Annotated in this window: 18 protein-coding genes; 11 read left to right on the forward strand and 7 right to left on the reverse strand. The window is 40.6% G+C overall.

Translation table 11 applies throughout. The features are described from left to right. Positions 1-8: 8 nt before the first annotated feature. The 3 genes from J4856_RS07740 to J4856_RS07750 all read right to left on the reverse strand — a co-directional run bounded on the left by J4856_RS07740 (position 9) and on the right by J4856_RS07750 (position 2,101). Positions 9-869, reverse strand: coding sequence for an undecaprenyl-diphosphate phosphatase (locus tag J4856_RS07740; protein WP_025837308.1), 861 nt, complete (start codon positions 867-869; stop codon positions 9-11). Then, entirely contained in the window at positions 869-1,111 is a 243-nt protein-coding gene (locus J4856_RS07745) for a DUF3098 domain-containing protein (protein WP_025837306.1), read from the reverse strand. Before J4856_RS07745 ends, J4856_RS07740 begins: the two co-directional genes overlap by 1 nt. A 111-nt stretch (positions 1,112-1,222) precedes the next feature. Continuing rightward, the gene (locus J4856_RS07750) at positions 1,223-2,101 is read right to left on the reverse strand and encodes a cell division protein FtsX (RefSeq protein ID WP_025837304.1); all 879 of its coding nucleotides are present in this window, start codon (positions 2,099-2,101) and stop codon (positions 1,223-1,225) included. 346 nt (positions 2,102-2,447) lie between these two features. Here J4856_RS07750 and J4856_RS07755 point away from each other — a divergent pair, with 346 nt between their 5' ends. The 8 genes from J4856_RS07755 (at position 2,448) to J4856_RS07790 (ending at position 15,793) form a co-directional block, all read left to right on the forward strand. Beyond that, the gene (locus tag J4856_RS07755; RefSeq protein WP_025837300.1) at positions 2,448-3,131 is read left to right on the forward strand and encodes a porin family protein; all 684 of its coding nucleotides are present in this window, start codon (positions 2,448-2,450) and stop codon (positions 3,129-3,131) included. A 483-nt stretch (positions 3,132-3,614) separates the two neighbouring features. Then, entirely contained in the window at positions 3,615-4,892 is a 1,278-nt protein-coding gene (locus J4856_RS07760; RefSeq protein ID WP_065367880.1) for a DUF3078 domain-containing protein, read from the forward strand. A gap of 356 nt (positions 4,893-5,248) precedes the next feature. Continuing rightward, positions 5,249-8,734, forward strand: coding sequence for a SusC/RagA family TonB-linked outer membrane protein (locus tag J4856_RS07765; protein WP_025837299.1), 3,486 nt, complete (start codon positions 5,249-5,251; stop codon positions 8,732-8,734). A gap of 5 nt (positions 8,735-8,739) precedes the next feature. Next, the gene (locus J4856_RS07770) at positions 8,740-10,287 is read left to right on the forward strand and encodes a RagB/SusD family nutrient uptake outer membrane protein (RefSeq protein WP_025837297.1); all 1,548 of its coding nucleotides are present in this window, start codon (positions 8,740-8,742) and stop codon (positions 10,285-10,287) included. Between the two features lie 41 nt (positions 10,288-10,328). Further along, positions 10,329-10,961, forward strand: coding sequence for a fasciclin domain-containing protein (locus tag J4856_RS07775; protein ID WP_025837295.1), 633 nt, complete (start codon positions 10,329-10,331; stop codon positions 10,959-10,961). Positions 10,962-10,963: 2 nt separating this feature from the next. Continuing rightward, positions 10,964-11,437 (forward strand): hypothetical protein, encoded by a 474-nt coding sequence (locus tag J4856_RS07780; RefSeq protein ID WP_065367830.1) that lies wholly within the window; start codon positions 10,964-10,966, stop codon positions 11,435-11,437. Between the two features lie 165 nt (positions 11,438-11,602). Further along, the gene (locus J4856_RS07785) at positions 11,603-12,931 is read left to right on the forward strand and encodes a thioredoxin fold domain-containing protein (protein ID WP_025837293.1); all 1,329 of its coding nucleotides are present in this window, start codon (positions 11,603-11,605) and stop codon (positions 12,929-12,931) included. A 9-nt stretch (positions 12,932-12,940) separates the two neighbouring features. Beyond that, positions 12,941-15,793: a M16 family metallopeptidase gene (locus J4856_RS07790; protein ID WP_065367829.1), complete on the forward strand. Its 2,853-nt coding sequence runs from the start codon at positions 12,941-12,943 to the stop codon at positions 15,791-15,793. Between the two features lie 114 nt (positions 15,794-15,907). On the opposite strand, the gene J4856_RS07795 is transcribed toward J4856_RS07790, so the two are convergent. The 4 genes from J4856_RS07795 to J4856_RS07810 form a co-directional block, all read right to left on the reverse strand. After that, the gene (locus J4856_RS07795) at positions 15,908-16,522 is read right to left on the reverse strand and encodes a DNA alkylation repair protein (RefSeq protein ID WP_025837291.1); all 615 of its coding nucleotides are present in this window, start codon (positions 16,520-16,522) and stop codon (positions 15,908-15,910) included. Between the two features lie 789 nt (positions 16,523-17,311). Next, positions 17,312-18,241: a cation diffusion facilitator family transporter gene (locus tag J4856_RS07800; RefSeq protein ID WP_025837289.1), complete on the reverse strand. Its 930-nt coding sequence runs from the start codon at positions 18,239-18,241 to the stop codon at positions 17,312-17,314. A 34-nt stretch (positions 18,242-18,275) separates the two neighbouring features. After that, positions 18,276-19,097, reverse strand: coding sequence for a hypothetical protein (locus tag J4856_RS07805; protein ID WP_025837288.1), 822 nt, complete (start codon positions 19,095-19,097; stop codon positions 18,276-18,278). 146 nt (positions 19,098-19,243) lie between these two features. Then, a complete protein-coding gene (locus tag J4856_RS07810; RefSeq protein ID WP_025837286.1) occupies positions 19,244-19,513 on the reverse strand; it encodes a hypothetical protein in 270 nt (89 codons plus the stop codon). A gap of 248 nt (positions 19,514-19,761) precedes the next feature. On the opposite strand from J4856_RS07810, the gene J4856_RS07815 reads away from it, so the two are divergent. From J4856_RS07815 to J4856_RS07825, 3 genes are all read left to right on the forward strand, one after another. Then, positions 19,762-23,511, forward strand: coding sequence for a DUF4922 domain-containing protein (locus J4856_RS07815; RefSeq protein WP_025837284.1), 3,750 nt, complete (start codon positions 19,762-19,764; stop codon positions 23,509-23,511). A gap of 11 nt (positions 23,512-23,522) precedes the next feature. Continuing rightward, a complete protein-coding gene (locus tag J4856_RS07820) occupies positions 23,523-24,827 on the forward strand; it encodes an MFS transporter (protein ID WP_044081004.1) in 1,305 nt (434 codons plus the stop codon). A 142-nt stretch (positions 24,828-24,969) separates the two neighbouring features. Continuing rightward, complete coding sequence (locus tag J4856_RS07825; protein WP_025837282.1) at positions 24,970-25,869, forward strand: M48 family metallopeptidase; 900 nt, start codon at positions 24,970-24,972, stop codon at positions 25,867-25,869. Positions 25,870-25,915: the final 46 nt, after the last annotated feature.

Below are 25,915 nucleotides of genomic sequence, written 5' to 3' on the forward strand. Positions count from 1 at the left end.
ATATAAGATTAGTCAACCATATTCAGTGGAATATCACAGAGCAGCATTATAATAATGATAACACCAACGATGATACGATACCAACCGAACCACTTGAAACCATATTTTGCAAGGAAGTTAACGAACCATTTCATTGCCAATAGCGCAACGATAAATGATACAACACAGCCTACAGCGAGCATTGTAAGGTTGTGAGCTGAAGCCCAAGAACTGTCACTATTTAATAAGTCATATAAGTCAAGTACAGTTGCACCAGCCATAGTTGGTACCGCAAGGAAGAATGAGAATTCAGCTGCGCGTTTGCGTGTTAACCCACTTGCCATACCACCCACGATGGTTGCCATAGAGCGGCTTGTGCCAGGAATGAGAGATAAGCACTGGAAAAGACCAATGCGGAAAGCACGTTTCTCTGTTATCTGGTTTTCTTCTTTTCCTTTGTTAAAGATCTTGTCACAGTAGAGCATGAATATACCACCCACTACGAGCATTATTGCAACCATCCATACAGATTCAAGCAACCAATCAAGTAGACCGCTCTTCTTAGCTGGTAGACCAATTATAATTGCTGGGACGAACCCAACAAATAGCAACCAATAGAAGCGTATAGGGTGGATAAATCTTTTGAATTTAGACTTCTCATCAGCTGGTACTGGTGTGCGATCGATTTGGAAAAAGCGTTTCCAATATAGACATACCACAGAGAGGATTGCACCAAACTGTATGATGAATGTGAAGGCATGTACAAATTCATCGCCTGCTGGGACACCTAAAAGTTTCTGAGTAATAATCATGTGACCCGTAGATGACACAGGAAGGAACTCCGTCAGTCCTTCGACAATAGAGATAATAATCGTCTGTAAAAGTGTCATTATTCCTCCACTTCTTTAGAACCTTTTGGCTGATAGAGTATCGCACCAATGATAGAGACAAAACCAATGAAGGTAACAATTGGTGCTATTGTGATGTGGCGTGCATCGAAAATGTTCGCATCGAATGCGGTCTCTGTTGATGCCCCACCGCTCATAAGGATGAAGCCGATGATAATAACGGCAAAACCTATACCCAATAAGATAAAGTTGGTCTTACCAAAAGCTAAATTTCTTTTGTCCATATTGTTTCTAGTTGCAAAGTTCAGAAGGATGAGGTCAAAAGAACTTGAGATGAATTATACAACACGTTTGTATCCATCAAAAGTCTTTTTCTTTTCCCCTTTTTCTTTCCCTTAAATCTTATATAAGTCGCCTGCCTTCATGCGCAGGAATTTGTTTACTGATAACCATGAGCAGAAAGTGGCTATAATCACACCAAAGGCTAACATGACGAGTGCTGTGATAACCAATGTCTCCCATGACAATACTTTTGTAATCTCAGGCTCATAATCGTAGAGGAAACACATCCCAACACCCAAGACTGCAATTGCCAACAATGCCGACACAAGTCCCTCTAATACTGCTCGACGCAAAAATGGTGCACGAATGAAATTCCATGAAGCACCAACAAGCTTCATCGTGTGAATTGAGAAGCGGCGTGCATAGATGCTCAAACGAATTGTGTTGTTAATCAATGAGAAAGAAACAATGGTGAGCAAGACGGCAATAACTAGAAGTACCAAACTAATCTTACCCAATGTGTGGTTGACGCTTTCTACTAAACTCTGTGGATAAGTGATGTCACTCACACCACGATAAGTACGTAGCTGCTGAACAATGTTACGGATAGAATCATTGTTAGCATAGTTCGCCTTCAATTGTACTTCTATCTCACCCGTAAACGGATTTTCGCCTGCAAACTCAGCAGGGTTGGCACCCAACTCACGTGTTCCTTCCTTCAAAGCCTGTTCTTTACTGATAAAGTTCAAGCTGTTGATATATTGTAGGTTGCGAATACGCTGACAGAGAGCGGAGCTCTCCTCAGTGTTCATATCGGGCTGGAGAATCATAGTGATTGTAAGATTCTCTTTCACATAAGAACTTAGATTACGACTGGTAAAGCCTGTAAGTACAACCATACCAATCAGCATCAGCACCATAGCTGTACTGATACATAATGTAATAACCTGCAGGCTATGATGGCTGCGGGCTTTGTTTCTTTTTTTTGCCATTTCTTTAATAAGGTATAATACACCAAAGTTGCTGCAAAGTTACTGCAAAATAAGATAACGACAAAAGAAATTATGCTTTATTTAGAGATAAAAATGTGAAACTTATGAGCAGATTACTTTAGAAGAAAAGGATGGGGTGATGTGATTGATAGATTTAAAGGGATTAGGTTATATTCTATCTTAAATTGTTGTAGAGACATCTAATGTCTCCTTTTTTATGATTATGAATGGACTTAGTTGAAAGGTGATAAAATCCTATTATTGACAAAAAGTATGTGCTTTGCAATAAAGTTATGCAAACAACGTTTAACTTATATAATCTTTAACAAAATATATAACCAAACTTATGAAACGAATAGCTATTCTAATCGTATTAGTTACATCAACTTTGGTATCAATAGCACAGAATAAGCCGGGTACATGGTCAGTAACACCGCATGTGGGAGTGTCATTTTCTTCTTTATTAGGTGGGTCCGGTATTTATGAAATTACTGATAATGAGGTTGCGGAGGTTAAGCCCTATACATTATTAGGCTTTATTGGCGGAGCAGATGTGATGTATCAAGCATCAGATGTTGTTGGCGTTTCAGCCGGTTTATCTTTTGTTCAAGCAGGTTGTAAGTTTAAAGATGATAAAGGGAAGAACTCTGTAGTATATAATCGTAATTTGCGAATGAATTATGTTGCTATGCCGATTTTAATCCATAGTTATCTATTACCAGGATTTTTAGTAAAGGCAGGTGTAGAGCCAACTTTGTTACTTGGTGCAAAAAGTCATGAAGTACAACAGTCGTTTGATGTGGATAGAGAGGGTAAAAAGTCTAACTTCTCTGAGGATGAGTTTACCATTGATATAAAGAAAAGGATGCGCAAGATTGGTCTTTCTATACCTATTGGCGTAAGCTATGAGTACAAGAATGTTGTTTTAGGAGCATTATATCATGTGGGCGTATTTAATATTTACAAGGAAGGCAACTCTGCTCGTAAGAGGGTAATTGAGATGTCGGTAGGTTATAAATTTAATCTTTAAAACAACTCATAAATCATTCTTTAAATCTTCAAAAAGTGTTGTGATAATTGATATCACAGTAAAGTAATACGGCTCTATAACGAAACGTGTGGGTTGTGTGTTGATATTCTACAAGTTTGGTGCGGGTGCTTAGCACATGTGGTGCTGGTGCTTAACACTGATGGTGCGGATGGTATGCACCACATGTGCGGATGGTTAACACTATTGCTGTGTATGTAAGGGTAGGGATTTAATGTGAGTTAAGCACATTAAAACTAAGGTCAATTTGGATTTGTGTTTAGTTGAAGACTATATTTTTTGACAATATTTTAGGCTCTATGACTAATTACCAACATGATTCCTTCATAGGGCATACAGTATTCTATCATGGTGTGGGGCAGAAGTTTTTGTGTAGATAATTTTTCGTAATGGCTAAGTTTTTCTGTAAATAGGGATGAAAATTAAAAAAAATACAGTAAGTTTGCACATTGATATTAAAGTATGATGAAACGGAACTTTTTAATCATATTATTTGTAATGATGGGCTTGGGAGCTATTGCTCAAGTGCAACGCCCTATTTCTGTTCGAAGCGATGATCAGCCATTTACGGATAAGGCCCAAGCATACATTGATTCTTTAAGATTGCTAAAGGATAGTATTTTAGTACGTAAAGTATCGAAAGTAAGACATGAGTATAAATTTCGTCGCGATGGTCTGCGGTTATTTATGCCGCTGACCTATTATGATAATGTTGCTGAAAGCTTGTTTACACGTGATAGAAAAGAAAACCCTATTCATTCTGAATTGATGCATCTTTATTTAACACGTCCCGACCTTGTCGAGGGTACCGATCGTATGGTACAGCAGCAACAGACGAAGTTAAATGATATTAAAACACCGATACATCATGATGTGACATTAGTTGAGAAGGTCGCTGAACGCCCTATAGAACCAGTGACAGCTCCCGTTGAAATTATGGTGACTCGTCCTAATTTCTGGACTTTTAGTGGTGATTATTCCTTACAATTCTTGCAGAATTATGTTTCAGGAAACTGGTATAAAGGTGGCGAAAGCAACTATTCTGCATTGGCTTCTCTAGTGATGCAAGCCAATTATAACAATAAACAAAAGGTGAAGTGGGAGAATCGTTTGGAATTGAAATATGGTTTGCAAAGTAGCCGTTCTGACTCTTTGCATAGTTTCAAGAGTACAGAGGACTTGATTCGTCTTACTTCTAAACTTGGTTTACAAGCAACAAAACGTTGGTATTATACGGTACAATTTATTGGTAATACACAATTCAGTCATTCTTATCGCTCGAATGACCCAAAGATTTATTCTGCCTTTGCTGCTCCGTTGAACTTAAACCTCTCTATCGGTATGGATTACTCGGTAGATTGGTTAGACCATCGTTTGAAGGGTAACTTCCATCTGGCACCATTGGCTTACAATATGAAATACACTCGTATGTTGGAGCTGACTAATCGTTTGGGTATGGAAGATGGAAGACATTTCCTACATGACTTTGGTTCTGAATTCACTGTTGATTTAGAGTGGAACTTGATGGAAATGCTGACTTGGAAGACAAGGTTGTATGGTTATTCTACTTATAAACGTACTGAGTTGGAATGGGAAAACACCTTTACCTTCCGTTTCAATCGTTATATCTCAAGCCAGGTGTTTATCTACCCTCGTTTTGATGATGGAGTAAGTCGTGATAATCATTATGCGTTTTGGCAGTTTAAGGAGTTCGGATCAATAGGATTTCAGTATAGCTTTTAATAGATATTGTTTAATAACAGGTTCAATTTTTGTTTAATAAACTTTAGTTATCAATGTTTTCCTACATACAGTTAAATCTTGGAGAAGAATAGGCTCATTGAAAGTTGGAAGAGAAGATACCAATAATATTTTAACCTTTTTCTTTTGCCGAGATAGAAGGAGATTGTTCATGATAACTATAGTCCTTTTACTTTTTTAATATTCAGTTGACTTTGATATTCAATAAATTTATGTACATTTGCATTGTAATCAATATTAATACCTTTTTTATGTAGTATTTATTGAGAACACATTTATGAGGAAATCTAATTCTTTTAATAAGTTAATACAAAAATAATAACAATAAAGACTAATCAATGAAGTATCATCAACGCATGTTTAGAACTTTAAGAAGGTTTCCTTCTTTAGTGTTTCTGACAACTTTTATCCTGATGCTTTCGTGGAATTCTCCTGCTTCTGCACAAGTAGCAGGTAAGAAGTTTTCGATTTCATTTAAGGATAAGAGTGTTGCTCAGATTTTGGATTTCATTTCTACAAAGGGAGACTACCAAATTAATTACTCAGACGATGTTAAGAACGACACGTTGCTTCTTACGATTTCGTTTGAAGATGTAGACGAACTGAGTGCTGTGGAGAAGCTATTGTCTCACTCATCTTTTGTTTATAATATTGATGGTAAAGTGATTGATGTGTTCAAAATGAAGAACGCAACACAGGGACAATACATAGTTCATGGTACTGTAAAAGACAAAGATGGGTTGGGCGTACCTTTTGCCATTGTACAGATTAAGGGTACGTCAAATGGTGTTACTGCCGATATCGATGGAAACTTTTCTATGCCTGTAGAAAAGGAGGAGGGAACTTTTACCATTTCCAGTGTAGGATATGATGCTAAAACGCTAAAGTATCATGCTGGTAAGGCAATGAACGTTATTTTGACTTCTTCAGCTATTGCAATGGGTGAGGTAACGGTTGTTGCTTATGGTAAGCGTAACACACGTGAGCAGGTCGGTGCTGTGGCTTCTGTTAAAGTTGAAGATTTGCAGAAGGCTCCAACTGCAAGTATTGAGAATCTTTTGCAGGGGCGTATGGCTGGTGTAGATGTAACCAACCTCTCTGGCTCACCTGGTGGTGGTGGTTCTCGTATTACTATTCGTGGTTTTAGCTCTCTTAATCAGAAAGGTATCAATGATGGATCGCCGCTCTATGTGATTGATGGTATTCCTGTGTCAAGTAGTGCAGGAGATGCAACGGGTGGCATCAATCCGTTGTCAGGACTCGATCCTTCAAGTATTGAGTCTGTACAGGTTCTTAAGGATGCTGCTTCAGCATCACTTTATGGATCAAGAGCAGGTAATGGTGTTATTCTTATTACAACAAAGAAAGGTAAGTCTGGGCGTTCTGAAGTGAGCTTTAACTTCTCACAGTCTCTTTCTTGGTTGCCAAGTACACCAATGCAGACTCTAGGTAAGGGTGAACGTGATATTGCTCTTCTTCTTGCTAAACACCAAAGAGGCGCACACTATGACTATATTACGGATAAGTTGATTTATCCAGGTTCATATAAGGATTCATACGGCTGGGATGCTGATAATGATGGTGCTTACGATTATTTATGGCGTAATGGTAGGGTTTTAGATCCAGATCGTCGATTGCCAGCTATAGCACAAGATTCGCTTAACACCTTCTATAATAATAGAACAAATTGGTGGAAGTATGCTTTCCGTGTAGGTAAGGTGACGAAGGCTGACATGTTGTTGGCTGGTGGTACTGACAATATTAGATATATGGTTAATGCTGGTGTCTATGATGAGACTGGTATTATGATTAGTTCTAACTTCCGTCGTTTCAGTTTGTTGAGTAACCTTGACTTCAACTTGTCAACAAAGTTGAGTGCTTTCACACGTATCAATCTTACATACGCTACTCAGAAAGCAGGAGCAGACGGAGGACGTGTGCAGGGATTGACATTCGACCCGAAACGTACATCAACTCTCTTGCCTGGTAAGGGTAGTATTGCTGAGCAAGTGGCGTTGAGGCAATTGAAGGATATTGATAAAACTAACTCAAATTATAATGTTCGTTTGAGTGTTGGTTTGAACTATAACATCTTGAAGGGTCTGAAGTTCTCTTCTACTTATTCACTTGACCATTACTTCACTCGTGTGTACACATTTACACCTGATTATCTGAAGTATGATAAGAAGTCTGAGGTTCAGGCTTCCAATATTGCAATGACGAATATTCAGACAGAGAATATTCTTACTTACAACTTGGCATTACCTAGTGAGCATAAATTAGAGTTGATGGCAGGTATGACTTATAACTACGACCTGTTGCAGAACTTAAGTGGTACTGCAAAGGGCGGTCCTACCAACTCTATTAAGTATGCAGGTGAAGGATGGCCTTCTCTCTTCAATGATGGTGGAACGGTAAGAGCTGCACAGAGTTTCCTAACGAATCAGCAGGAGCAGTCATTGCTCAGCTTCTTGGGTCGTGCTGCTTATAGCTATAAGAAACGTTATATGGCTGAGCTTTCTATCCGTGCGGACGGCTCAAGCGTGTTCGGTAAGGACGTACGTTGGGGAACATTCCCTTCTGTAGGTCTTGGCTGGGCTTTCAGTGAAGAACACTTTATGAAGAAGTTCTGGTGGTTAAGTTTCGGTAAACTTCGTGCTTCTTGGGGTAAGTCTGGACAGAAGTTCCAAGAGCCTTACTTGGCTTTGGGTGTGATGGAAGAGAGTAACATCTTTAATGGTTCGTTGGGTCTTATCCCACAGTCTATGGCTAATAAGAAGTTGACCTGGGAGGAGAGTGACCAGTATGACCTCGGACTTGACTTACAGATGTTGGATTATCGTTTGAAATTTAAGCTTGATTATTACTATAAGTATTCAAGTAAGCTGTTGATGCAGTCATATCTGCCAGGTAATGTTTTCCTTGCTACAAATATGTGGGACAATGCATCTGCTATCTCTAATGAAGGTATTGAGTTTGAGGCTCAGTATGATGTTATACGCAAGAAGAATTGGAACTGGAGTGTAGGCTTTAACCTTTCTCACAATAAGAACATGCTGCGTAAGACATACAATGGGGAAGACCTTAATGATAAAGTCTTAGGTCGTCCAGTCTATGGTATCTATACTTTCAAGGATGAGGGAATCGTTCAGAAGGAAGAGGATATCCCAATGTATCTTAATGCTTCAGGTAAGCAGATTCCACTTTACTTCCAATCTATTAATAATCCATTGCGTGTGGGCGGAAGAAAGATTAAGGATCAGAACTATGATGGAGTGATTGATGATAAAGACCTCTATTATGCTGGTAGTACTCTTCCTGCAGTTTATGGTGGTTTGAATAGCCACTTAGAGTGGAAGGGATTGAGCTTTGATGTACTTTTCAGCTATACTATTAGCCGTAAGGTGATGAATATGTATAAGAATAGTGCCTTTACTTTTACAAAGGATTTTGGTGTAATCATGAACTACTTCCATGCTGGTGACTTCTGGACAACAAGTAATAGAGATGCGAAGTATCCATCACTTGAGTTTGCTGATAAGGACTATGTCGGTCAGTTTGATGGTAACGTAGATTCTAACATTGAGAATATTAGCTTCTTACGACTCAAGCAGTTGGTTATTGGCTATCAGATACCAAAGAAATGGTTGAAAGGTTCTTTCATCAAAGATGCTAATGTCTATCTCAGTGGAGAGAACTTGTTCTTGCTTACCAATTATTCAGGAGTGGATCCAGAAGTTATCAATCCTTATTCTGGTAAGGATGATGGAACACAGTATCCATTGAATAGAAAAGTTACTTTGGGTCTCAACTTAAAATTCTAATAGAAATGAAGAAGATTATAATGCTCTCAATATGTGGGTGTCTTCTGTCCTCTTGCAGCCTTGACTTACAGCCAGAGAACGGATTGACTTATAGCAACTCCTTCAATACAGAGAAAGAGTTGAATGCGACAACCACTTCTATTCTATATTATATCAACACTGTTGTAGGTAACAACTACGTTCTTTCAACAGCTGGTATAAAAGCTGACGAGATTCTTGATGGCAAGCAGTTGCGTGAGTGGAATCCACGAACAGTAATAACAAGCGAGTATTCTTGGAAGGGTCTCTATGATATTATCTTTGAGGCTAACCTCCTGCTTGATAATATAGATAAGACAAAAGACTTGGCAGAAGATCGTCGGAAATATCATGTAGGACAAGCTGAATTTGCACTTGGGTTGTCTTATTTCCTATTGGCTCAGCGTTATGGTGAGGCAATTGTCACAGAGAATTCTACAGAGATAAAGCCTTACTCTCTGTCGTCACAGAGTGATGTGCTGAATGCTGCGATAGAACATGCCAAGAAGGCTTTGGATATTTTGCCTACATGGGATAAGTTAACAGACTTGAATGGTGTTTCTATCACTAATCGTCAGACAGCTTCAAAGGGTACCGCCGCAGCCTTACTTGCGCAGATTTATGCGTGGAAGGGTAGTGTGACAGAACTTTATAAGTTGAAGGGTAATGCACAGGAAGATTATCAGAAGTCTATCGATTATTCAACACAACTTATCGCTGGGCAGGTTGGTAACTATCAGCTTTGTTCTTCTCCAGAGGAACTATGCACGTATCTGTCTAATGAGAAGTCTCCTAATCCAGAGGCAATCTTTAGCTTGTACTTTGATAAGACACGCTCAGAGAATGTAGTTTCTCCTAATGAGGTGGCGCAGAACTTTGTGAGTTGGCCTGTTAGAGAAGATCAGACTTTAGCAGAACTACCTTCAAATAGTGTCTATCAGCTTTATTCTTCAACAGTAGAGTCTTTGTTCCCAGATGCCACTGATAAACGTTTGCAAGCATTCTTTTATCAATGGGGGACCTCACATGAGGTAAATGGAACGGATTATGCTATTATGTATAAGTTTAGAAAAGCAATTATGGATGCCGATCAGTATTCTGCAAGTGGTAAGACTTATCGTACGGTAGATGCTGATTATGTGTACTGGCGACTTGCTGATTTCTATCTCTTGAGAGCAGAATGCTATCAGAAGTTAGGTAACGATGCAAAGGCTATTGCTGATCTTAATGTGATTCGTTCACGTGCAGGTGCACTAACTTATCCATCAACCTATGATACAGAAGGTTTGAAGAAAGCTATCTTCCTTGAAAGAGAGAAGGAGTTTATCGGTGAGAATGATGCACGTTATGCAGATGTTATCCGAAATGGTTATGTTAAAGAAGAATTACAGGGTAAGTTCCGTTTGCTGACGAATCAAGACATTCAGGGCGGTGCACTCTTCCTTCCACTTCCAAAGGATGCTTGGCAGGATAAAGATGGACACGTTATTAATACCCAGTTGCGTCAGAAGCCATATTGGCAGGCTTACAACTAATAATGGGTTAGGAATATTACAATAAACATATTGTTTGATATATGAAAAAGATTATATATATAATAGCAGTGTGTCTGACAATGGGAGTACTCTCCAGTTGTACCAAGTATAATTTCGACGACACAGGTCTCGCTAATGGTAAGCATGATATGACGATGTGGGAATACTTCAAACGCGACAGCTATAACTGGGACTCTCTTTGTGTGATGGCTGAGCGTGCTGACTTGGTTTCACTTTTCCAAGGTACAAGTCAGTATGGTAAGAACTTCACTTTCTTTGGTCCTACCAATCATAGTATCAATCGTTACCTCTTTGAAAATGGAATGACGAGTGTTTCAGATATTCCTGTTGCAGATTGCAAGAAGTTTATCTTAAATTGTGTTTTACCTAACAAGCGAGTGATGCTTGATGATTTCAAGGAAGGTGTTAAGTCGTCTGATGCATCAACACCTATCGGTAAGGGGGGTGAGATTGTTGAGATGGCTTCAGGAAATCAGTTGTGGATTTATACATTCCGCGAGTCTTACAACAGCGTTCCGCGTGCTGGTGCCTTGCGTATCCACTTGGTTTCTCCAACGACAACCAAGACCTCGGACGTTGCTTCATGTAATATTGAAACAAACACAGGAGTGGTGCACTCACTTGTTTATGACTTCAACTTAACCGACTTTTAAAAATGAAACAGATGAAGAAAGGAATTGCATTGCTGTGTCTTATGGCTTTTACAATAGGTTTTATGGTATCATGCAGCAAAATGGATGTTGGCTATCTGAGAACAACGGGTGCATCTTTTACTCCTGACTCTCTTAATGCCTTTCATAATGTTGATGCTACGAGTGAGCGTGGTATTAATAACTTACCATTCGTTTCAACACGTATTCAAGGTGTTGCTGGTACTAACCCTATCAATTATGAATTGTCAGGGGTTAAGGCTGACACTCAGGAACAAGCACAGTTGTTTATGAAACTTTATAAGGAGGGTAAGATTTCTGTGACCGGTGGTCTGATTGTCGTTACGCAAGAAGCTACGCAACAGTTGGCAAACGGCAGATATCGTCTCTCTCTTAAGGTGTATAATCAAGACCATGAGGTAGTCTTGGAAGACATCTTTAAGGTGGTAGTAACAGATGATGAACTGCCTGTCGAGTAATTTCGATAAAGGTATATTGTAGATGTATATACTACGTTCAGCATTGACTTTAAGCGTATTCCTCTCATGTATTAAAAAGATAGATACGAATAAAATCAATGCTGTAAGTAGGATACAGTTTTATAAATAGTTTGAATAAAATAATCCATTAAAAACAGATTAAATATGAAAAGAAGAAGATATATCTTACTGCTTGTATCTCTTTTGATGATGGCAGTACAGCTTCGTGCACAGCAGGGTACAGAAGCAGCAAATGGTATTAAGTTCTTTAAGGGAACTTTCAGTGAAGCTTTGGTAAAAGCTAAGCAAGAGAATAAAATTCTGTTTGTTGACTTCTACGCAGTGTGGTGTGTTCCTTGTAAGAAGATGGCAAAGACTGTTTTCACACAAGAGGAAGTTGGAAAGTATTTCAATGAACACTTTATTAGTCTGCAGTTAGATGCAGAGAAAGGTGAGAATGTTGATATCGCTAAGAACTATAAGGTAGCAGCGTATCCAACAGTAGCTTTCATTGCACCAGATGGTAAGGCCTTGTCTGTGAATACAGGTGCGATGGATAAGGATGAACTCATGGAGGCTGCTAAGATTGCTGCTGGAGAGAGTGTAAGTTTTGAGGAACTTTACAATAAGTACAAGGCTGATAACAACGACCTTGACGTTCAGCAGCAACTTCTTCTCAAGGCACCATCTTTCTTGCAGGCGCAGGAGGGTATGGATGCAGACAAGTGGGTAACACGTTTGCAGAAACTTTATAAGAGCTATGTAGCTGCTAAGGCACCATTGAAGCTTATCAATGAGAATGATTATCGTATCATTCTAACATTGGAGGGTGATGAAGATAAGGAGCACAAGCAGTATATGATTGACCTTATGAACGACCACCTTGATGACTGGATGAAGAAACTTGGTAAGGCACCTGCCTACTACATTGTTGAGGCTAACGACATCTTTGCCGAGGATATGGCAAAAGATGGCAACGTGAAGTATAAAGACTATGTAGAGAAAGTTAAGAACCAGTATGCAAAGGCATACGAGGTTGTTGGCTTGACAGGTATTACTCCATACGAGAAGGCTAAGCTCTACTTTGATGCTCTCTACAACTTGTATAAGAACAAGGATGTGAATGGCTATGTGAAAGCTATGGAGACCTATTTTGGCAAGATGGAGAATAACCTCCGTTCAGCCGACTATGGTAAGGCTGCACAGAACCTCTACATGGCTGCAGGCAAGAGTCTGAAGGCTAAGGATCATGAGGTTGCTATCAAGTGGGCTGAGAAAGCTTTGTCACAGGAAGATGCTGTGATGGACCGTGTCAACTATATGGTAATGATAGGTGACTCTTATCGTGAATTGAAGAACTATACCAAGGCACGTGAATACTATAACCAGGCATTTGCTGAGACACTCCGTTTAGAAAATATGGAGATGCCACAGGCTATGTTGCAGGGTGCAATCAAGCAGAAGCTCTCTACGCTCGAACTCCTTGAAAAGTAAACAATGACTATGTTCAAGAATATCACTAAATGCCTATCGAGCGTGCCACTGGCACTGCTCATAGGCTTTTTGTTTTCCCCCTTTAGTCCTGCCAATGCGCAGATGAATGGATTGCGAAAGGGAAAACTGGCAAATGGGCTTACTTATTATATCTATAATGATGGTTCTGCTACTGGTGAGGCACAATACTACCTCTACCAGAATGTAGGTGCTATCTTGGAGAATGATGAGGAAATGGGATTGGCGCACGTGTTAGAGCATTTGGCTTTCAATACGACAGACCACTTCCCTAATGGTGTGATGAACTTCCTTCGCAGTAACAATCTCAATGACTTTGAGGCTTTCACAGGTGTTGATGATACGCGTTATGCCGTTCATAACGTACCAACCAATGATATGAAGCTAAATGAGAATATGCTTTGGGTGCTCCGTGACTGGTGCCATGGCGTCAAGATGACCCCTAAAGACATTGAAAAGGAACGTGGTATTATCCTTGAGGAATGGCGTCATCGTTCGGGAGTAGATCGTCGTCTAACAGATGCTATTGCACCTGTTGTTTATAATCATGCTGGTTATGCTACTCATAATGTGATTGGTTCACAGAAGATATTGGAAACCTTCCAGCAGAAGCAGGTAAAGCAGTTCTATGATAAGTGGTACCGTCCTAATATGCAGTTTATTGCTGTTATCGGTGATGTTGATGTCGACCAGATGGAAAAGAATATCCAGACAGTTTTCAAGACATTGCCAGCTAAGCAAGCCCCTGCTGTAAATCCACAGACAAGACAAATTCCTGACAATACCACACCGCTCTATATGCGTTTCATTGACCCAGAGAACAAGAGTGCTTCTTTTGGTCTTTATCAACGTTATGAGGTGAAGGGCAACGCTCCAGAAGAGGACCGAGTACGTCAGTTTATCTTCACTAAGTTCTTCAACACATTGGCTCCAAAGCGCTTTGTGATGTTGAAGAATGCTGATAAGGAGAGTTATATTGCTGCTGAGGTGAGTCTATCTCCTTTGGTACGAAACTATTATCAGATGGCATGGGACATGGTTCCCTATCAGGGTAATGAACAGAAGGCGCTTCAGCAGATGTTAGCTGTACGTGATAACTTGCGCGACCAAGGCTTTACTGCTGCTGAGTTCAATGCTGAGAAGGAGAAGATGTACAATGGAATGAAGGATGTCCTCGAAGCAAAAGGATTAGGTACACCAGACAATGCTTTGATGCTTTTCCGTCAGAACTTCCTCTATGATATTCCTGTACAAGACTTCCGCGGACAGATTAACCGTAACCTTGAAACTTTGGTTGAGTTGGAGGTTGAGGACATGAATGCTTGGATGAAGTCATTGCTTAATGATAATAACCTTGCTTTTGTCACTTATTCTAAGTCACAGAGTGAGATGAATATCACTGAGAATGATCTTATGGCTGCATTGAAGGAAAAGAGTTCATTCAGCGATATGGCTCGTGCTGATGGTATGAAGCCTATCAGTCAGTTGATTGACTTCCCTCTGGCAGGAGGAAAAATTGTTTCTGAGAAGCAGTTGAAGACTTTGCAGGCAAAGGAGTGGACACTCTCTAATGGTGCAAAAGTTCTTTATCGTAATGTTCCAGAGTTGAGTGGTAAGTTCCTCTTTGCTGGTTCCGCAGAAGGTGGTAAGTCTATTGTTCCAGCACAGGATATTGCTAACTACACTGCAATGCGTTCGCTCTTGATGCAGTCTGGTGTCTATAATTATAATAGAAATCAGTTAGCACAGTGGTTGCAGGGTAAGAATATCAATCTCTCCCTCTCATTGGAAGACTACAGTGATGGTATCGGTGGTAATGCACCTGTTGACAAGGCTGACGATTTCTTCAGCTATCTGTATTTGATTCTCTCACGTCAGAACTTCTCAAAGTCAGCCTTTGACAAGTACATCCAGCGTAACCTCTACGTCTATGAGAATCGTGCAACAACAGGTATGGCTGCCGTACAGGATTCTATCCAGCAGTTGCTTTATCCAGTTAGTGCGATGAATCCACGTCAGGATGAGGCTTTCTTTAAGTCAGTTCAGTTTGATAAGTTACAGGAACAGTTCCAGGCACACCTTGGTGATGCATCACGTTTCACCTATTGTCTTATTGGTGATATTCCTGAAGCAAAGGCAAAAGAGTTGGTGCTTCGCTATATCGGTTCTCTCAAGGGTGAAGGTAAGCCTGTGAAGACAGCTATTCAGCCAATGGATTTCTCATCATCTACGCCAGTCATTAAGCGTACCTTTGAGACAGAAACAGAAGGTGGCATGGCTGAGATTGAGATTTCCTTTGCTAATAAGCAGAAACTTTCTGAGCGCGAGCAAGCTGCTTTGGAGGTGATGCGTGGACTTTTGGAGCGTCGTTATTTTGATGTATTGCGTGAGAAAGAACACCTTACTTATACCGTAGGTGTACAGAGCAACTATACTTCACAGCCAGTAGCTGGTGAGAACCTTAACATTCATCTTTCTACAGCAAAAGAGAATGCTGACAAAGCTGTCAGCCTTGTTTATAGTATTCTTGATGATGTGAAGGCTGGCCGTTTCTCTGCAGATGAGTTCAAGGCTGCAATGGTACCTTTGGCTGTTGATGAGGAACAATCAGGTGCAGCATCACAGTCAAACAGTGACCCATCAGTTTGGATGGCTTTATTGAACATCTATGCTGAGACGGGCAACGAGCTTTCTCCAAATGACAATGCCGCTTCTGCACCAGTATTCAAGACACTTACACCACAAGATATCACAGCTGTGGCTATGAAAGTGATGACAAATGCTAAGCAGCGTGAGATTATTGTTAAGCCTGCTGCGCAGGAAGGTAAACATACTTTTAAGTAATTAATGGTAAGTAAATATAATAAAACAGAGGTGTGCAAGAATGCACCTCTGTTTTTTTTGATTTTGTTCAAGATGTACTGAATAAAGTAAAGATGCAAAATATACAAGCAGTCTTTATTTCAATATTTTAGTTGCAAGTTTATATGTGAAGAATATTCGTGGGTTAGATAAATCCCACTGTGTTACCTCCTGCCGTATCAAATCTGGATATTTTTTGCTTATATCCTTTAACGCATTACCTACGGATTTCCTAAGATACTCACTTTCATCTTCTTTGTGTTTGCTGATCAATGCTATAGCAATCATTGGATTTTCTTTGAAAAATGGTCGATTTGTCCAAATTCTCAATCCCTCTGTTACAGCACGAACAACATTTGGATTGTTGTCGTTTATCCATTCTTCAATGAGAGGTAAGGATGATTCATATCCTTTGTACTTGCAAATTTCGTCAAAGGCTTTTGCAAGCATTTCTTGTACTCGCCAGTTTTTATCGATAGAAACTTGCTCTTTCAGAAAATAGAGAGCTTTTTTATCTGTTGTAGCTAATTTGCCCAATATTGATGTAGCTAACATTCGTGCTTGATATGCTTTATGTTCAAGTAGAGTGATGGCATATTTAAAGCACTGTTCTTTTGAATTTGAAGAAAGGATTTCATTAGTTCCATCAATGATATGTTGAAATCCGTGCTCAATTTCTAAAATTCGACTTAATACATTTTCTACACTCATAACGATCTGTTTTTTAGCTTTTTATTAATCATTGTAACAATGTATCTCATCACGCTGTAAGTAAATAGAACCAATTATTCTAATGTCTTGTGTGGATTTATACGCTCTGAAACTATTTAAAAGTTTAGTCCTATTCTGTTCAATGCAAATATAGAAAAAAGGTTGTGAACTTCCAAGAATATACACAACCTTTTAGCAAAAATCTTTTTATTTCAAAGTTGAAGCTATATACTTAATGAGTCCTTCTCCCGATTATTTGGTTCTGTTGTTAAATACGTGGATACTTTTCGTATAAATTTAACAGAAGAAGCGAAATTATTCATTAGACAAAAAACATAGCTAAATCTGTCAACTGTCTATTCTATTATTATCCTCCGACACAGAAAACCTTTTTACCTTTATACTTAAAAAACGCAGGTAAGGGTTTGAAAAATCATTACATGTTTCCAAGTAAAGGCTCTATAAATAACGGTAAAAGATGTCTAAAAGGTGTGTTTGTAACTTGCAGATAGTCAGTTAGTTGTAAAGTAATGTAGGAAGAGGTGCCTAATTGGACTTCAAAAGGGCGTTAGTTAGCCCTCAAAAGGGTACCTATTGCAAGTCAATTAGGCGTCTTTTAGAAGCCGAAAGAGCATGTTTTGAATTTGAATCACATGAAAATAGTTTACAAATGTCGCTTTGTAAGGGGATAAATTGTTTGTGGACGACGAATAAACATAGTAACAGAAATTATTTTCTCTTGTGTCCAGCACTCCCCTCTCTCTCGGAGAGGGGTTGGGGGAGAGGTCTTTAATAATCTTCTTTATATTTATCCGTCTCAATATAGATATAAATCTTGTAGTCAGGGAAGGCTGCACGCATATTCTTCTCGATGTCATTAACCAACTGAGGAACTTGTGCTTCGTATTCGCTTTTAACGTCAATCTTTGCAGTGACAAGAATGTCTGTAGGACCGAGATGAATGGTCTTGACGTTGATGAGACGGTCTATTTCATTTCTGTTGAAGGCCTCCTTGATACGTGTTAGGTCCTTTTCTGTAACACTCTCACCGATAAGAAGACTGTAGAACTCACGTGCGAGGAAGAGCGCAGCAGCACAGAGGAGCACACCAATCAATACACCCGAGAGGGCATCATAGAATGGATTACCTGTGAAGTGGGTCAGAAGTGTACCGCCTAAGGCTATCAGCAGACCAACAACAGCACAACTGTCTTCTGCAAAGATGATGAGAATTTCACTGTGACGGCTCTCTCGCAAGAAACGATAAAGCGATAGATTGTCCTTGTTCAGTTCCTTAATCTCCTTGAAGGCAACCCTAAGACTGACAGTTTCTACTAAGAGTCCGAAGGCCAGAATACCAATGACGAGCCATGTGTTCTCCATGCTATGTTCTGGATGAAACAGTTTCTCTGTTGCTTCCATGATACCTAAGGCACCACCGGCAAAGAACAACATCATTGCAACAACCAAACTATAGAAGTACTTAGCACGTGCTTGTCCGAACGGATGTTTATCTGATATCTTCGCTGTTGACTGTCGGTTGCCTACTAACAGTAGTATTTCATTGCCACAATCTACGATACTATGGATAGACTCATTCAACATTGCAGCTGAGCCAGACACAGCAAAACCAACAAACTTTGATATCGCTACCAAGATGTTTGCACCTAAGGCAGCGATAACACTCATCATTCCTCCACTTTTCTTTTCCTTTTCCATATCCTGTTTTAAGCTTTTTGATATTGGTATATATTTACCAGATGTATTCTGTAACGTACTTGCTATTTTCCTCTTTGTTATTTTTATTTAGTGTTGTCACCACTTCTTCAATGTGGGTGGGACGTCCTTCCTTATCATACTCCGTTGTCAGTTGCGACTTAAAATCGAAGTCTTTATCTTTTGAACTGAAGCTATAGCTGCTAATATCTCCTTTCGGAATAACACCCATATAGCCCAAGGTGATGAAGGGGATGGGAATTCTTATACCACTACCAAACATCCAAAAGTAATAGAGGTTATGGTAGTTCGTTTTCTCTCCAGTATCTCTGTAAGTGATATTTAATAATTTATCAGGCAAGATCTTCTCTCCCTTCCATTGGAGGATGTTGGTTTGTCTCCCACAGAGTGTGTTAGGTGTGTCACGACAAACGAGTCTTCGCTTATTGTCGTAGCTGTATGTATAATAGTCGGGAGTGTTATTCGCTTCTACGATAAGTCCGTTCTTAACTATATAATAGCCATCAAGGAGTTCGTCTAACTGGTCTTTAATATGCGTCTTATGAATGTGAATGGTATCACCAGCATAGGAGTAAGTGTAATCATCTAAGCTGTCTGTACCCACACGCTCTATGATGAGCTGCCCTTTTTGATTACAATAATAGGTGATAGTGTCCTTACTCGTCTCTGCTTTTGATGTTACGTCTTTGATAATCGTCAGATAGCGATGCAGTTGTTCTCCATGATAAGTTATCTCTTCGGCTATTCCAGAAGGAACAGACGAACATGAGAAAAACAAACTAACACCAATGATAATCAGTAAGAACAGTCTGATGTCTTTGTATAAGTCTTTCTTCATTTGTTCTTGATAGTTAAAGGAGTTTGTTTGTATATGCGGAGTTCTGCAATATTGAATAGGAGATGGTGAGTAGCAGTAAGGGACACATACTTCCTTTTAAAGGCGAGAAGCAAACTTGTTCAGGTCTTGTTCTTCTACAGTCAGCCTTACTTCTTAGCAGCCTTCTGTGCCTCTTTCACCATCTTCAGACGTTCCTCATAGATGGGGTGCCACTTGTTGATCATTGCTTGAAGGTCCTTACTTCTCTGCTCCAAGTCGCGGTATTCGTCAGTATCAGTTTCGTTGTTCTGACTCTTCCTTAGCATCTGTTGCAGCATTAGTTTCTGCTGTTCATCAGCCTTTTGAAGCTGTGCACCAAGCTTTTCAAGGTTCTCCATAAAAGCTAATGCACGGTCAATATGATTTTCTTTTTCCATCTTTTGACTATCTTTTAATGTCTTTTTTCTGTCTGCAAAGTTACTGAAAAAGTTCAGTATCACCACTGCTTCCAAATTATTTTCACGAAGAAAAGAATTTCTTTTCACGAAAAAAAATATTTTTCTTCACGTAAATAAATATTTCTTTTCATGAAAATAATTCGCAGTTAGTTGTTTTCTTTCGAATCTTCGTACGTAAGACGGGATTTTATAGTATCTTTGCAAGTAGATAAAAGAACACTTTTTAGATGGAAAAGAAGAAACAGATAGATTGCTTTCTACCGTATAGCACAGCTGCAATGATGCAGTTACTTGCTGCGCAGTTGTACGAGTCAGGTGTGGTAAAGAAAATATATACGTTAGCTGCAGATGTCCTGCCTACAGAGGTATTGCCTCAGTATGCGCATCAGCTGCAGGCAGGTGGTTTGCTTTCCCTTGCTACTATGCGCCTTATAGCGACTACAGCAACAGCTGATTATGCCCTACTTTATTTGAAGCAAGGACCTATCACGTTAGGTTATCATGCGCTTGAGCGAATGCTGCAGGTGGCTGAGGAAACTGGTGCAGCAATGGTTTATGCTGACCATTATTCAGTGGAAGCAGGCAAGACGGTGAAGCATCCTGTTACAGCCTATCAGTTGGGTAGCATCCGTGATGACTTCGATTTTGGTTCTGTTGTACTTCTTAAGACTGAGTATCTGAAGGAGTATGCAGCGAGAGAAGTGGCAAAGGACTATCAGTTTGCAGGTTGGTATGACCTTCGTCTATTCTTAAGTCGTAAGGGAGAACTCTTCCATCTAAATGAATATCTTTATACGGAGGAAGAAGATGACCTACGTGCAAGTGGCGAGAAGCAGTTCGATTATGTGAATCCTCGCAACCGTGAGGTACAGATTGAGATGGAGCAGGCGGCAACAGCACACCTCTCTGCTATCAATGCCTTGGTTGATACAACGCAATATGCACAGCCAGACTTTTCTGCTGAGGCTTTCCCTGTTGAGGCTTCGGTAGTGATTCCCGTTTTTAATCGTGAGAAGACAGTGCGCGATGCGGTAGTCTCTGCCCTCTCTCAGAAGACAGATTTTTCTTTTAATGTTATTGTTGTTGACAACCATTCAACAGACGGAACAACTGAGATTCTCTCTTCTTTGGCTGCAGATGAACGTCTTGTGCATCTTATTCCTACACGTACAGACCTCGGTATAGGTGGCTGTTGGAACTATGCTATCAATGATGCGCATTGTGGTCGCTTTGCAGTTCAGTTGGATAGTGACGACCTTTATTCTTCAGAGAATACCTTGCAGGCTATTGTCAATGCTTTTCACGAGCAGAAGGCTGCAATGATTGTAGGTTCTTATCGTATGTGCGACTTCGATCTTAATACCCTTCCACCGGGCTTGATTAGCCATAATGAGTGGACAGAGGATAATGGTTGCAACAATGCCTTACGTATCAATGGACTCGGTGCACCACGTGCTTTCTTCACTCCTTTGGTTCGTCAGCATCAATTCCCTAATACAAGTTATGGCGAAGACTATGCTATGGGCTTGGCTTTCAGCCGTCGTTTCCGCATCGGACGAATCTATGATGAACTTTACCTGTGCCGTCGTTGGGGTGGCAACAGTGATGCCGTTTTGAGCATTGATAAGGTAAATGCCAATAATCACTATAAAGATCAGCTGCGTACAATTGAGATTCTGGCACGTCAGAAACAGAATCAAGATAGAGAGAAAGGGCTGACTGATTTTTTTCATAACCAGCTGAACCAGTGGCAAGACGTTGCAAGACGTTTTGAAGAGTTGAAGGGTGTGCAGACGCGTGAGGTGGGTTCAGCCCTTGCGCAATTCAATCCTGCACGCTTGGTGAGCACGGGGGCGAAGATTGATAAGGCTACGCTTGCTAAGCGTCCTTGCTTCCTTTGTGAGAAGAATCGTCCAAAAGAACAAATTGTTCTGCCTTTCGGAAATGGCTTCGACATCCTTGTCAATCCTTTCCCAATCCTTCCTGTTCATTTCACTATCCCTTCTCGTCATCATCAACTGCAGGCAATTGCAGAGAATTACGTACAGATACATCGCTTGCTGAGAGCCTATCCGCAGCTGATGGTGTTCTATAACGGACCGAAGTGTGGAGCCAGTGCACCTGACCACCTGCACTTTCAGGCAGGAACAAGTGGTATCCTTCCTTTACAACGTGACTGGGAGAGGCTTTACGAGACTTCTGTTCCGCTCTTACAACTGAATGATACAGAGGGAATCTACGAGATAAAAGACTATATCTGTCCTGCTTTTGCCATCGTGAGTCATACAGAGAAGCATGATGTTGAGCTATTTAGCCGTTTATATGAAGCACTTCCAATAAAGGAAGATGAGACTGAACCGATGATGAATATCGTGGCATGGCGCAGTGGGGAAGGCTTTGTATCGGTTGTGTTTCCACGTGAGAAGCACCGCCCTGATTGCTATTCTGCAGAAGGAGAGGCACAGTGTCTGGTCAGTCCAGGTAGCTTGGATATGGCAGGATTGCTGATATTGCCTCGTCAGAGCGACTTTGAAGGGATGACGTCAGAGCGTGCTAAGGCCGTTTTACGTGAGGTATCGCTGTCAGATGAGGCGATGGCAGAAGTCGTAAAGCGGATTCGCAATAAGGCGGTTGACCTCGCCTTCGATGATTGGAAGCAAGAACCTATAGTTTCGGTAGGTATTGTTAGCGGCGACGAAATTCGTTTTCAACTGAATGGTACTTATACAATAGGGAACAAAGAGGTGACTGGTAGACAGATTGTAAAGTTCAATGACGGACAGATTCTGTGGGATTCTGCGGCTTATCAGGAACTTTGTTTTACTCCGCAAAATGATGATATTTCCTTCACTTTGGAGGATGTTACTATCGGTGTAGACTTCCATTGGGAGCGTAAAGAGGCACAAACCTTCCTCGGCAAGCTGCGCTTTGTCGTCGATGGAGATAAGCTCTGGGCTATTAATGAGCTACCTGTAGAACGTTATCTTGCAAGTGTTATCTCAAGTGAGATGAGTGCTACCTCTTCATTAGAGCTTTTGAAGGCACACGCTGTTATCTCTCGCAGTTGGCTTTTGGTACAGATGAGAAGACGAAAAGCCATTGAAATGGGTGTTCAGACAGCATCTGCACCGATGAAAGTGTCGGATGAAGAGGGTGTGGTATGGTATGATAGCGACGCTCACACACTGTTTGATGTCTGTGCGGACGACCATTGTCAACGTTATCAGGGTATTACGAAGGCAACGAGTCCTCATGTTGAAGAGGCTATCAAGGCTACACGTGGACAGTTGTTGATGAATGGAAAGGAAATTTGTGACGCCCGTTTCAGTAAGTGTTGTGGAGGTGTTTCGGAGGAATATGAGTACTGTTGGGACAATACTCATAAGCCATACCTGCTCTCGGTAGTAGACAATGCACCTTTGGGGACAGCCCCTACAATAGAACTCACTGATGAGAAGACGGCACAGGAGTGGATTCTGTCGTCTCCAGAAGCGTTTTGTAATACAAAGGATGCGGCAGTCTTGGGACAAGTTCTTAATAACTATGATCAAGAAACGCAAGACTTTTATCGCTGGATAGTAGACTTCAAGCAAACAGAACTTGCCGAACTAATTCGTCGTAAGAGTGGTCTTAATTTTGGAGAGATTATTGACCTTCAGCCTTTGGAGCGTGGTAAGAGCGGTCGTATTACTCGTTTGAAGATTGTAGGAACAAAGCTTACCCGTATTATCGGTAAGGAGTTAGAGATAAGACGTACGTTGAGTGAGAGTCATCTCTACAGTTCTGCTTTCGTGGTAGAATGTAGTGAGATAGTGAATGACATTCCACAGCACATCCGTCTTGTTGGTGCAGGATGGGGACATGGTGTTGGCTTGTGTCAGATTGGTGCTGCCGTAATGGGTGAGAGGGGTTATCGATATGACGAAATCCTTCATCATTATTATCAAACAGCAGCTATTAAAGCACAATACAAATAAAGCATACGAAGATGCACGAGGAGCAGAAGATAATCAACGGAATTCCAATTATAGGCCAGTGGCGTAGCTATTGGCTCTGGCTTCCAACGCTCTATCTGACACGTGGACTGCCATATGTTATTTTGTTGATGACGGCATTGGTTTATTTCAATAGAATGGGATTATCGAATGGTGCTATCACGCTGACAAGTTCTTGGTTGCTTCTGCCGTTCATCCTCCGCCCTTTGTTGGGTAGATTTGTTGTTGCCTATTGGAGTAAGTATGCATGGATTATCCTAACTGAACTAGTTATGGCGATAAGTCTTGGCGGCTTGGCATTTACTGCGACAACATCTAATTGGTTCGAGTGGACTGTCTTTTTCTTAATGATAATAGCAACTGTAGCGGCTTGGCATGACGTGGCTATCGAAAGACTTTATAAGCGTGAGGCTGCGTTACGCCATCGTCCTGCTTTCTTTGGTGTTCGGGTGCTTTCTTACCTGCTCTCTATTATTGTGGGAATGGCTATACCTGTTACGATAGCAGGCAATTTGGAGGTTATTTATAGAAGAATTGCACCTTCATGGGCATCTATATTTTGGATTCTGTCAGCATTGTTAGCTTGCTTAATGCTACTTCATACAATCACACTTCCAAAAGATAATATTCATTCGAATCTCCCTATATGGAGCGGCGTGACGCGTCAATGGTGGCATGATGTAAAGGCAGCCTTTGTGCGTCGTCCTCATTATGTGGCTAATTTATGTTTCTTATTCTGTTTCTTAATACCTGAAGGGATGTTTTTCAGAATAGCCCCTCTTTTCCTGATTGATCCCGGAAGTAATGGCGGTTTGGCGCTTTCACCACAGGAACTTGGGCTGGTGTTAGGAACAGTAGGAACATTCTCCTTGATTGGAGGTTGTGCTTTAGGTGCTACGTTGGTGAGGAAAGATGGTTTGAAGCCATGGCGGTGGCTGTTTGTGGTTGCATTGACTTTGCCGAAGTTTATCTTTGTCTATCTCAGCTATTACTTTGTTTCTACCTTATCCATCATCAATATGAGTATGATTGTAGAGCAATTCGGAACTGGACTAGGACTGACGGTTTATATCGTATGGCTTGCTCATTGTACGAAAGGTGAACACTCTACATTTACCTATTCCTTAGGTACAGCTATCACAGCTTTCTCTTTAGTGATGACAGGCTGGTTTACGGGTTTCTTGCAAGAGTATGTAGGTTATCGTCTCTTCTTCCTTCTAGTTGCAACCTTGGGTATTATTAGTTTTATTGTGGCTTACTTTATTCCTGTGACAAAAGAGATTGGGAAGAGAAAGTAGATGGTGTAATAACGCATATAATGAAAATTTTGACGGTTTGTTTTCAGCCGTTAACCTTTATAAAAAAGTCATGATTTTGTTTGTGCCTAACAGAAAATGTTGTACTTTCGCAAAAAGATAGTTATAAAAAACAGTAAATAAAATGAAGATTAAGTATTTCTTAATGGCAGCTGTCGTCGCTTTGATGACAGCCTGTGGTACGGCTTCAAAAGTTCCTTTGACGGGTCGTACACATCGTATCAGTGTTTCTGATGCGCAGCTTCTTAGCCTCAGTAATCAGGAATATACAAAGTTTATGGCATCAGCAAAGCGTTCTACTGATGCAAAGAATACAGCTATGGTTCAGCGTGTAGGTCGTAACCTTGCTAATGCGGTCGAGACTTACTTACGTAACAATGGTTATGCTAATGAGATTAATAACTTCAAATGGGAGTTTAATCTTGTTCAAGACAAGCAAGCTAACGCTTTCTGTATGCCTGGTGGTAAGATTGTTGTTTATGAGGGCTTATTGCCTTATACACAGAACGAGGCAAGTCTGGCAATCGTTCTGGGTCATGAGATTGCGCATGCTGTAGCTAAGCACAGTGCTGAACAGATTACAAAGCAGATGAATCAGCAGATGGGAACCAATATCTTGGGTACGGTCTTGAACTCGGCTGTTGGTAGTGGAGTAGGCGATATTGCTTCACAGATAGCGGGTGGATACTTCTCTTTCCGTAATTTGAAGTACAGTCGTGATAATGAAAGTGAAGCTGATTATATGGGACTTATCTTTGCTGCAATGGCTGGATATGACCCAGCAAATGCCGTAACATTCTGGCAACGAATGGCTGCAGCAACTAATAGTAATCGTTCTGAGATTCTGAGTGATCACCCTTCTGATGCTCGTCGTATAGAGAATATCAAGAAGTGGCTGCCAGAAGCTGAGAAATATTATCGTGGTCGTGGCTCTAATCGTGTCTCTTCTGCTGGATATTCACAGTCGTCTGGGACATTACATATAGGCGGTTCTTCGTCTTCTAAACGCTCGAATAGACGTTGATAAAGTTATTCAACTATCATTTATGATATCTTCTTACGGCTATTTG

Source organism: Prevotella scopos JCM 17725 (assembly GCF_018127785.1).
GTDB classification, from domain to species: Bacteria; Bacteroidota; Bacteroidia; order Bacteroidales; family Bacteroidaceae; genus Prevotella; species Prevotella scopos.

Coding starts and splice junctions, on each gene's coding strand:
- J4856_RS07740 (WP_025837308.1), bottom strand. CDS start 869: ATGACACTTTTACAGACGATTATTATCTCTATTGTCGAAGGACTGACG.
- J4856_RS07745 (WP_025837306.1), bottom strand. CDS start 1,111: ATGGACAAAAGAAATTTAGCTTTTGGTAAGACCAACTTTATCTTATTG.
- J4856_RS07750 (WP_025837304.1), bottom strand. CDS start 2,101: ATGGCAAAAAAAAGAAACAAAGCCCGCAGCCATCATAGCCTGCAGGTT.
- J4856_RS07755 (WP_025837300.1), top strand. CDS start 2,448: ATGAAACGAATAGCTATTCTAATCGTATTAGTTACATCAACTTTGGTA.
- J4856_RS07760 (WP_065367880.1), top strand. CDS start 3,615: ATGAAACGGAACTTTTTAATCATATTATTTGTAATGATGGGCTTGGGA.
- J4856_RS07765 (WP_025837299.1), top strand. CDS start 5,249: ATGAAGTATCATCAACGCATGTTTAGAACTTTAAGAAGGTTTCCTTCT.
- J4856_RS07770 (WP_025837297.1), top strand. CDS start 8,740: ATGAAGAAGATTATAATGCTCTCAATATGTGGGTGTCTTCTGTCCTCT.
- J4856_RS07775 (WP_025837295.1), top strand. CDS start 10,329: ATGAAAAAGATTATATATATAATAGCAGTGTGTCTGACAATGGGAGTA.
- J4856_RS07780 (WP_065367830.1), top strand. CDS start 10,964: ATGAAACAGATGAAGAAAGGAATTGCATTGCTGTGTCTTATGGCTTTT.
- J4856_RS07785 (WP_025837293.1), top strand. CDS start 11,603: ATGAAAAGAAGAAGATATATCTTACTGCTTGTATCTCTTTTGATGATG.
- J4856_RS07790 (WP_065367829.1), top strand. CDS start 12,941: ATGTTCAAGAATATCACTAAATGCCTATCGAGCGTGCCACTGGCACTG.
- J4856_RS07795 (WP_025837291.1), bottom strand. CDS start 16,522: ATGAGTGTAGAAAATGTATTAAGTCGAATTTTAGAAATTGAGCACGGA.
- J4856_RS07800 (WP_025837289.1), bottom strand. CDS start 18,241: ATGGAAAAGGAAAAGAAAAGTGGAGGAATGATGAGTGTTATCGCTGCC.
- J4856_RS07805 (WP_025837288.1), bottom strand. CDS start 19,097: ATGAAGAAAGACTTATACAAAGACATCAGACTGTTCTTACTGATTATC.
- J4856_RS07810 (WP_025837286.1), bottom strand. CDS start 19,513: ATGGAAAAAGAAAATCATATTGACCGTGCATTAGCTTTTATGGAGAAC.
- J4856_RS07815 (WP_025837284.1), top strand. CDS start 19,762: ATGGAAAAGAAGAAACAGATAGATTGCTTTCTACCGTATAGCACAGCT.
- J4856_RS07820 (WP_044081004.1), top strand. CDS start 23,523: ATGCACGAGGAGCAGAAGATAATCAACGGAATTCCAATTATAGGCCAG.
- J4856_RS07825 (WP_025837282.1), top strand. CDS start 24,970: ATGAAGATTAAGTATTTCTTAATGGCAGCTGTCGTCGCTTTGATGACA.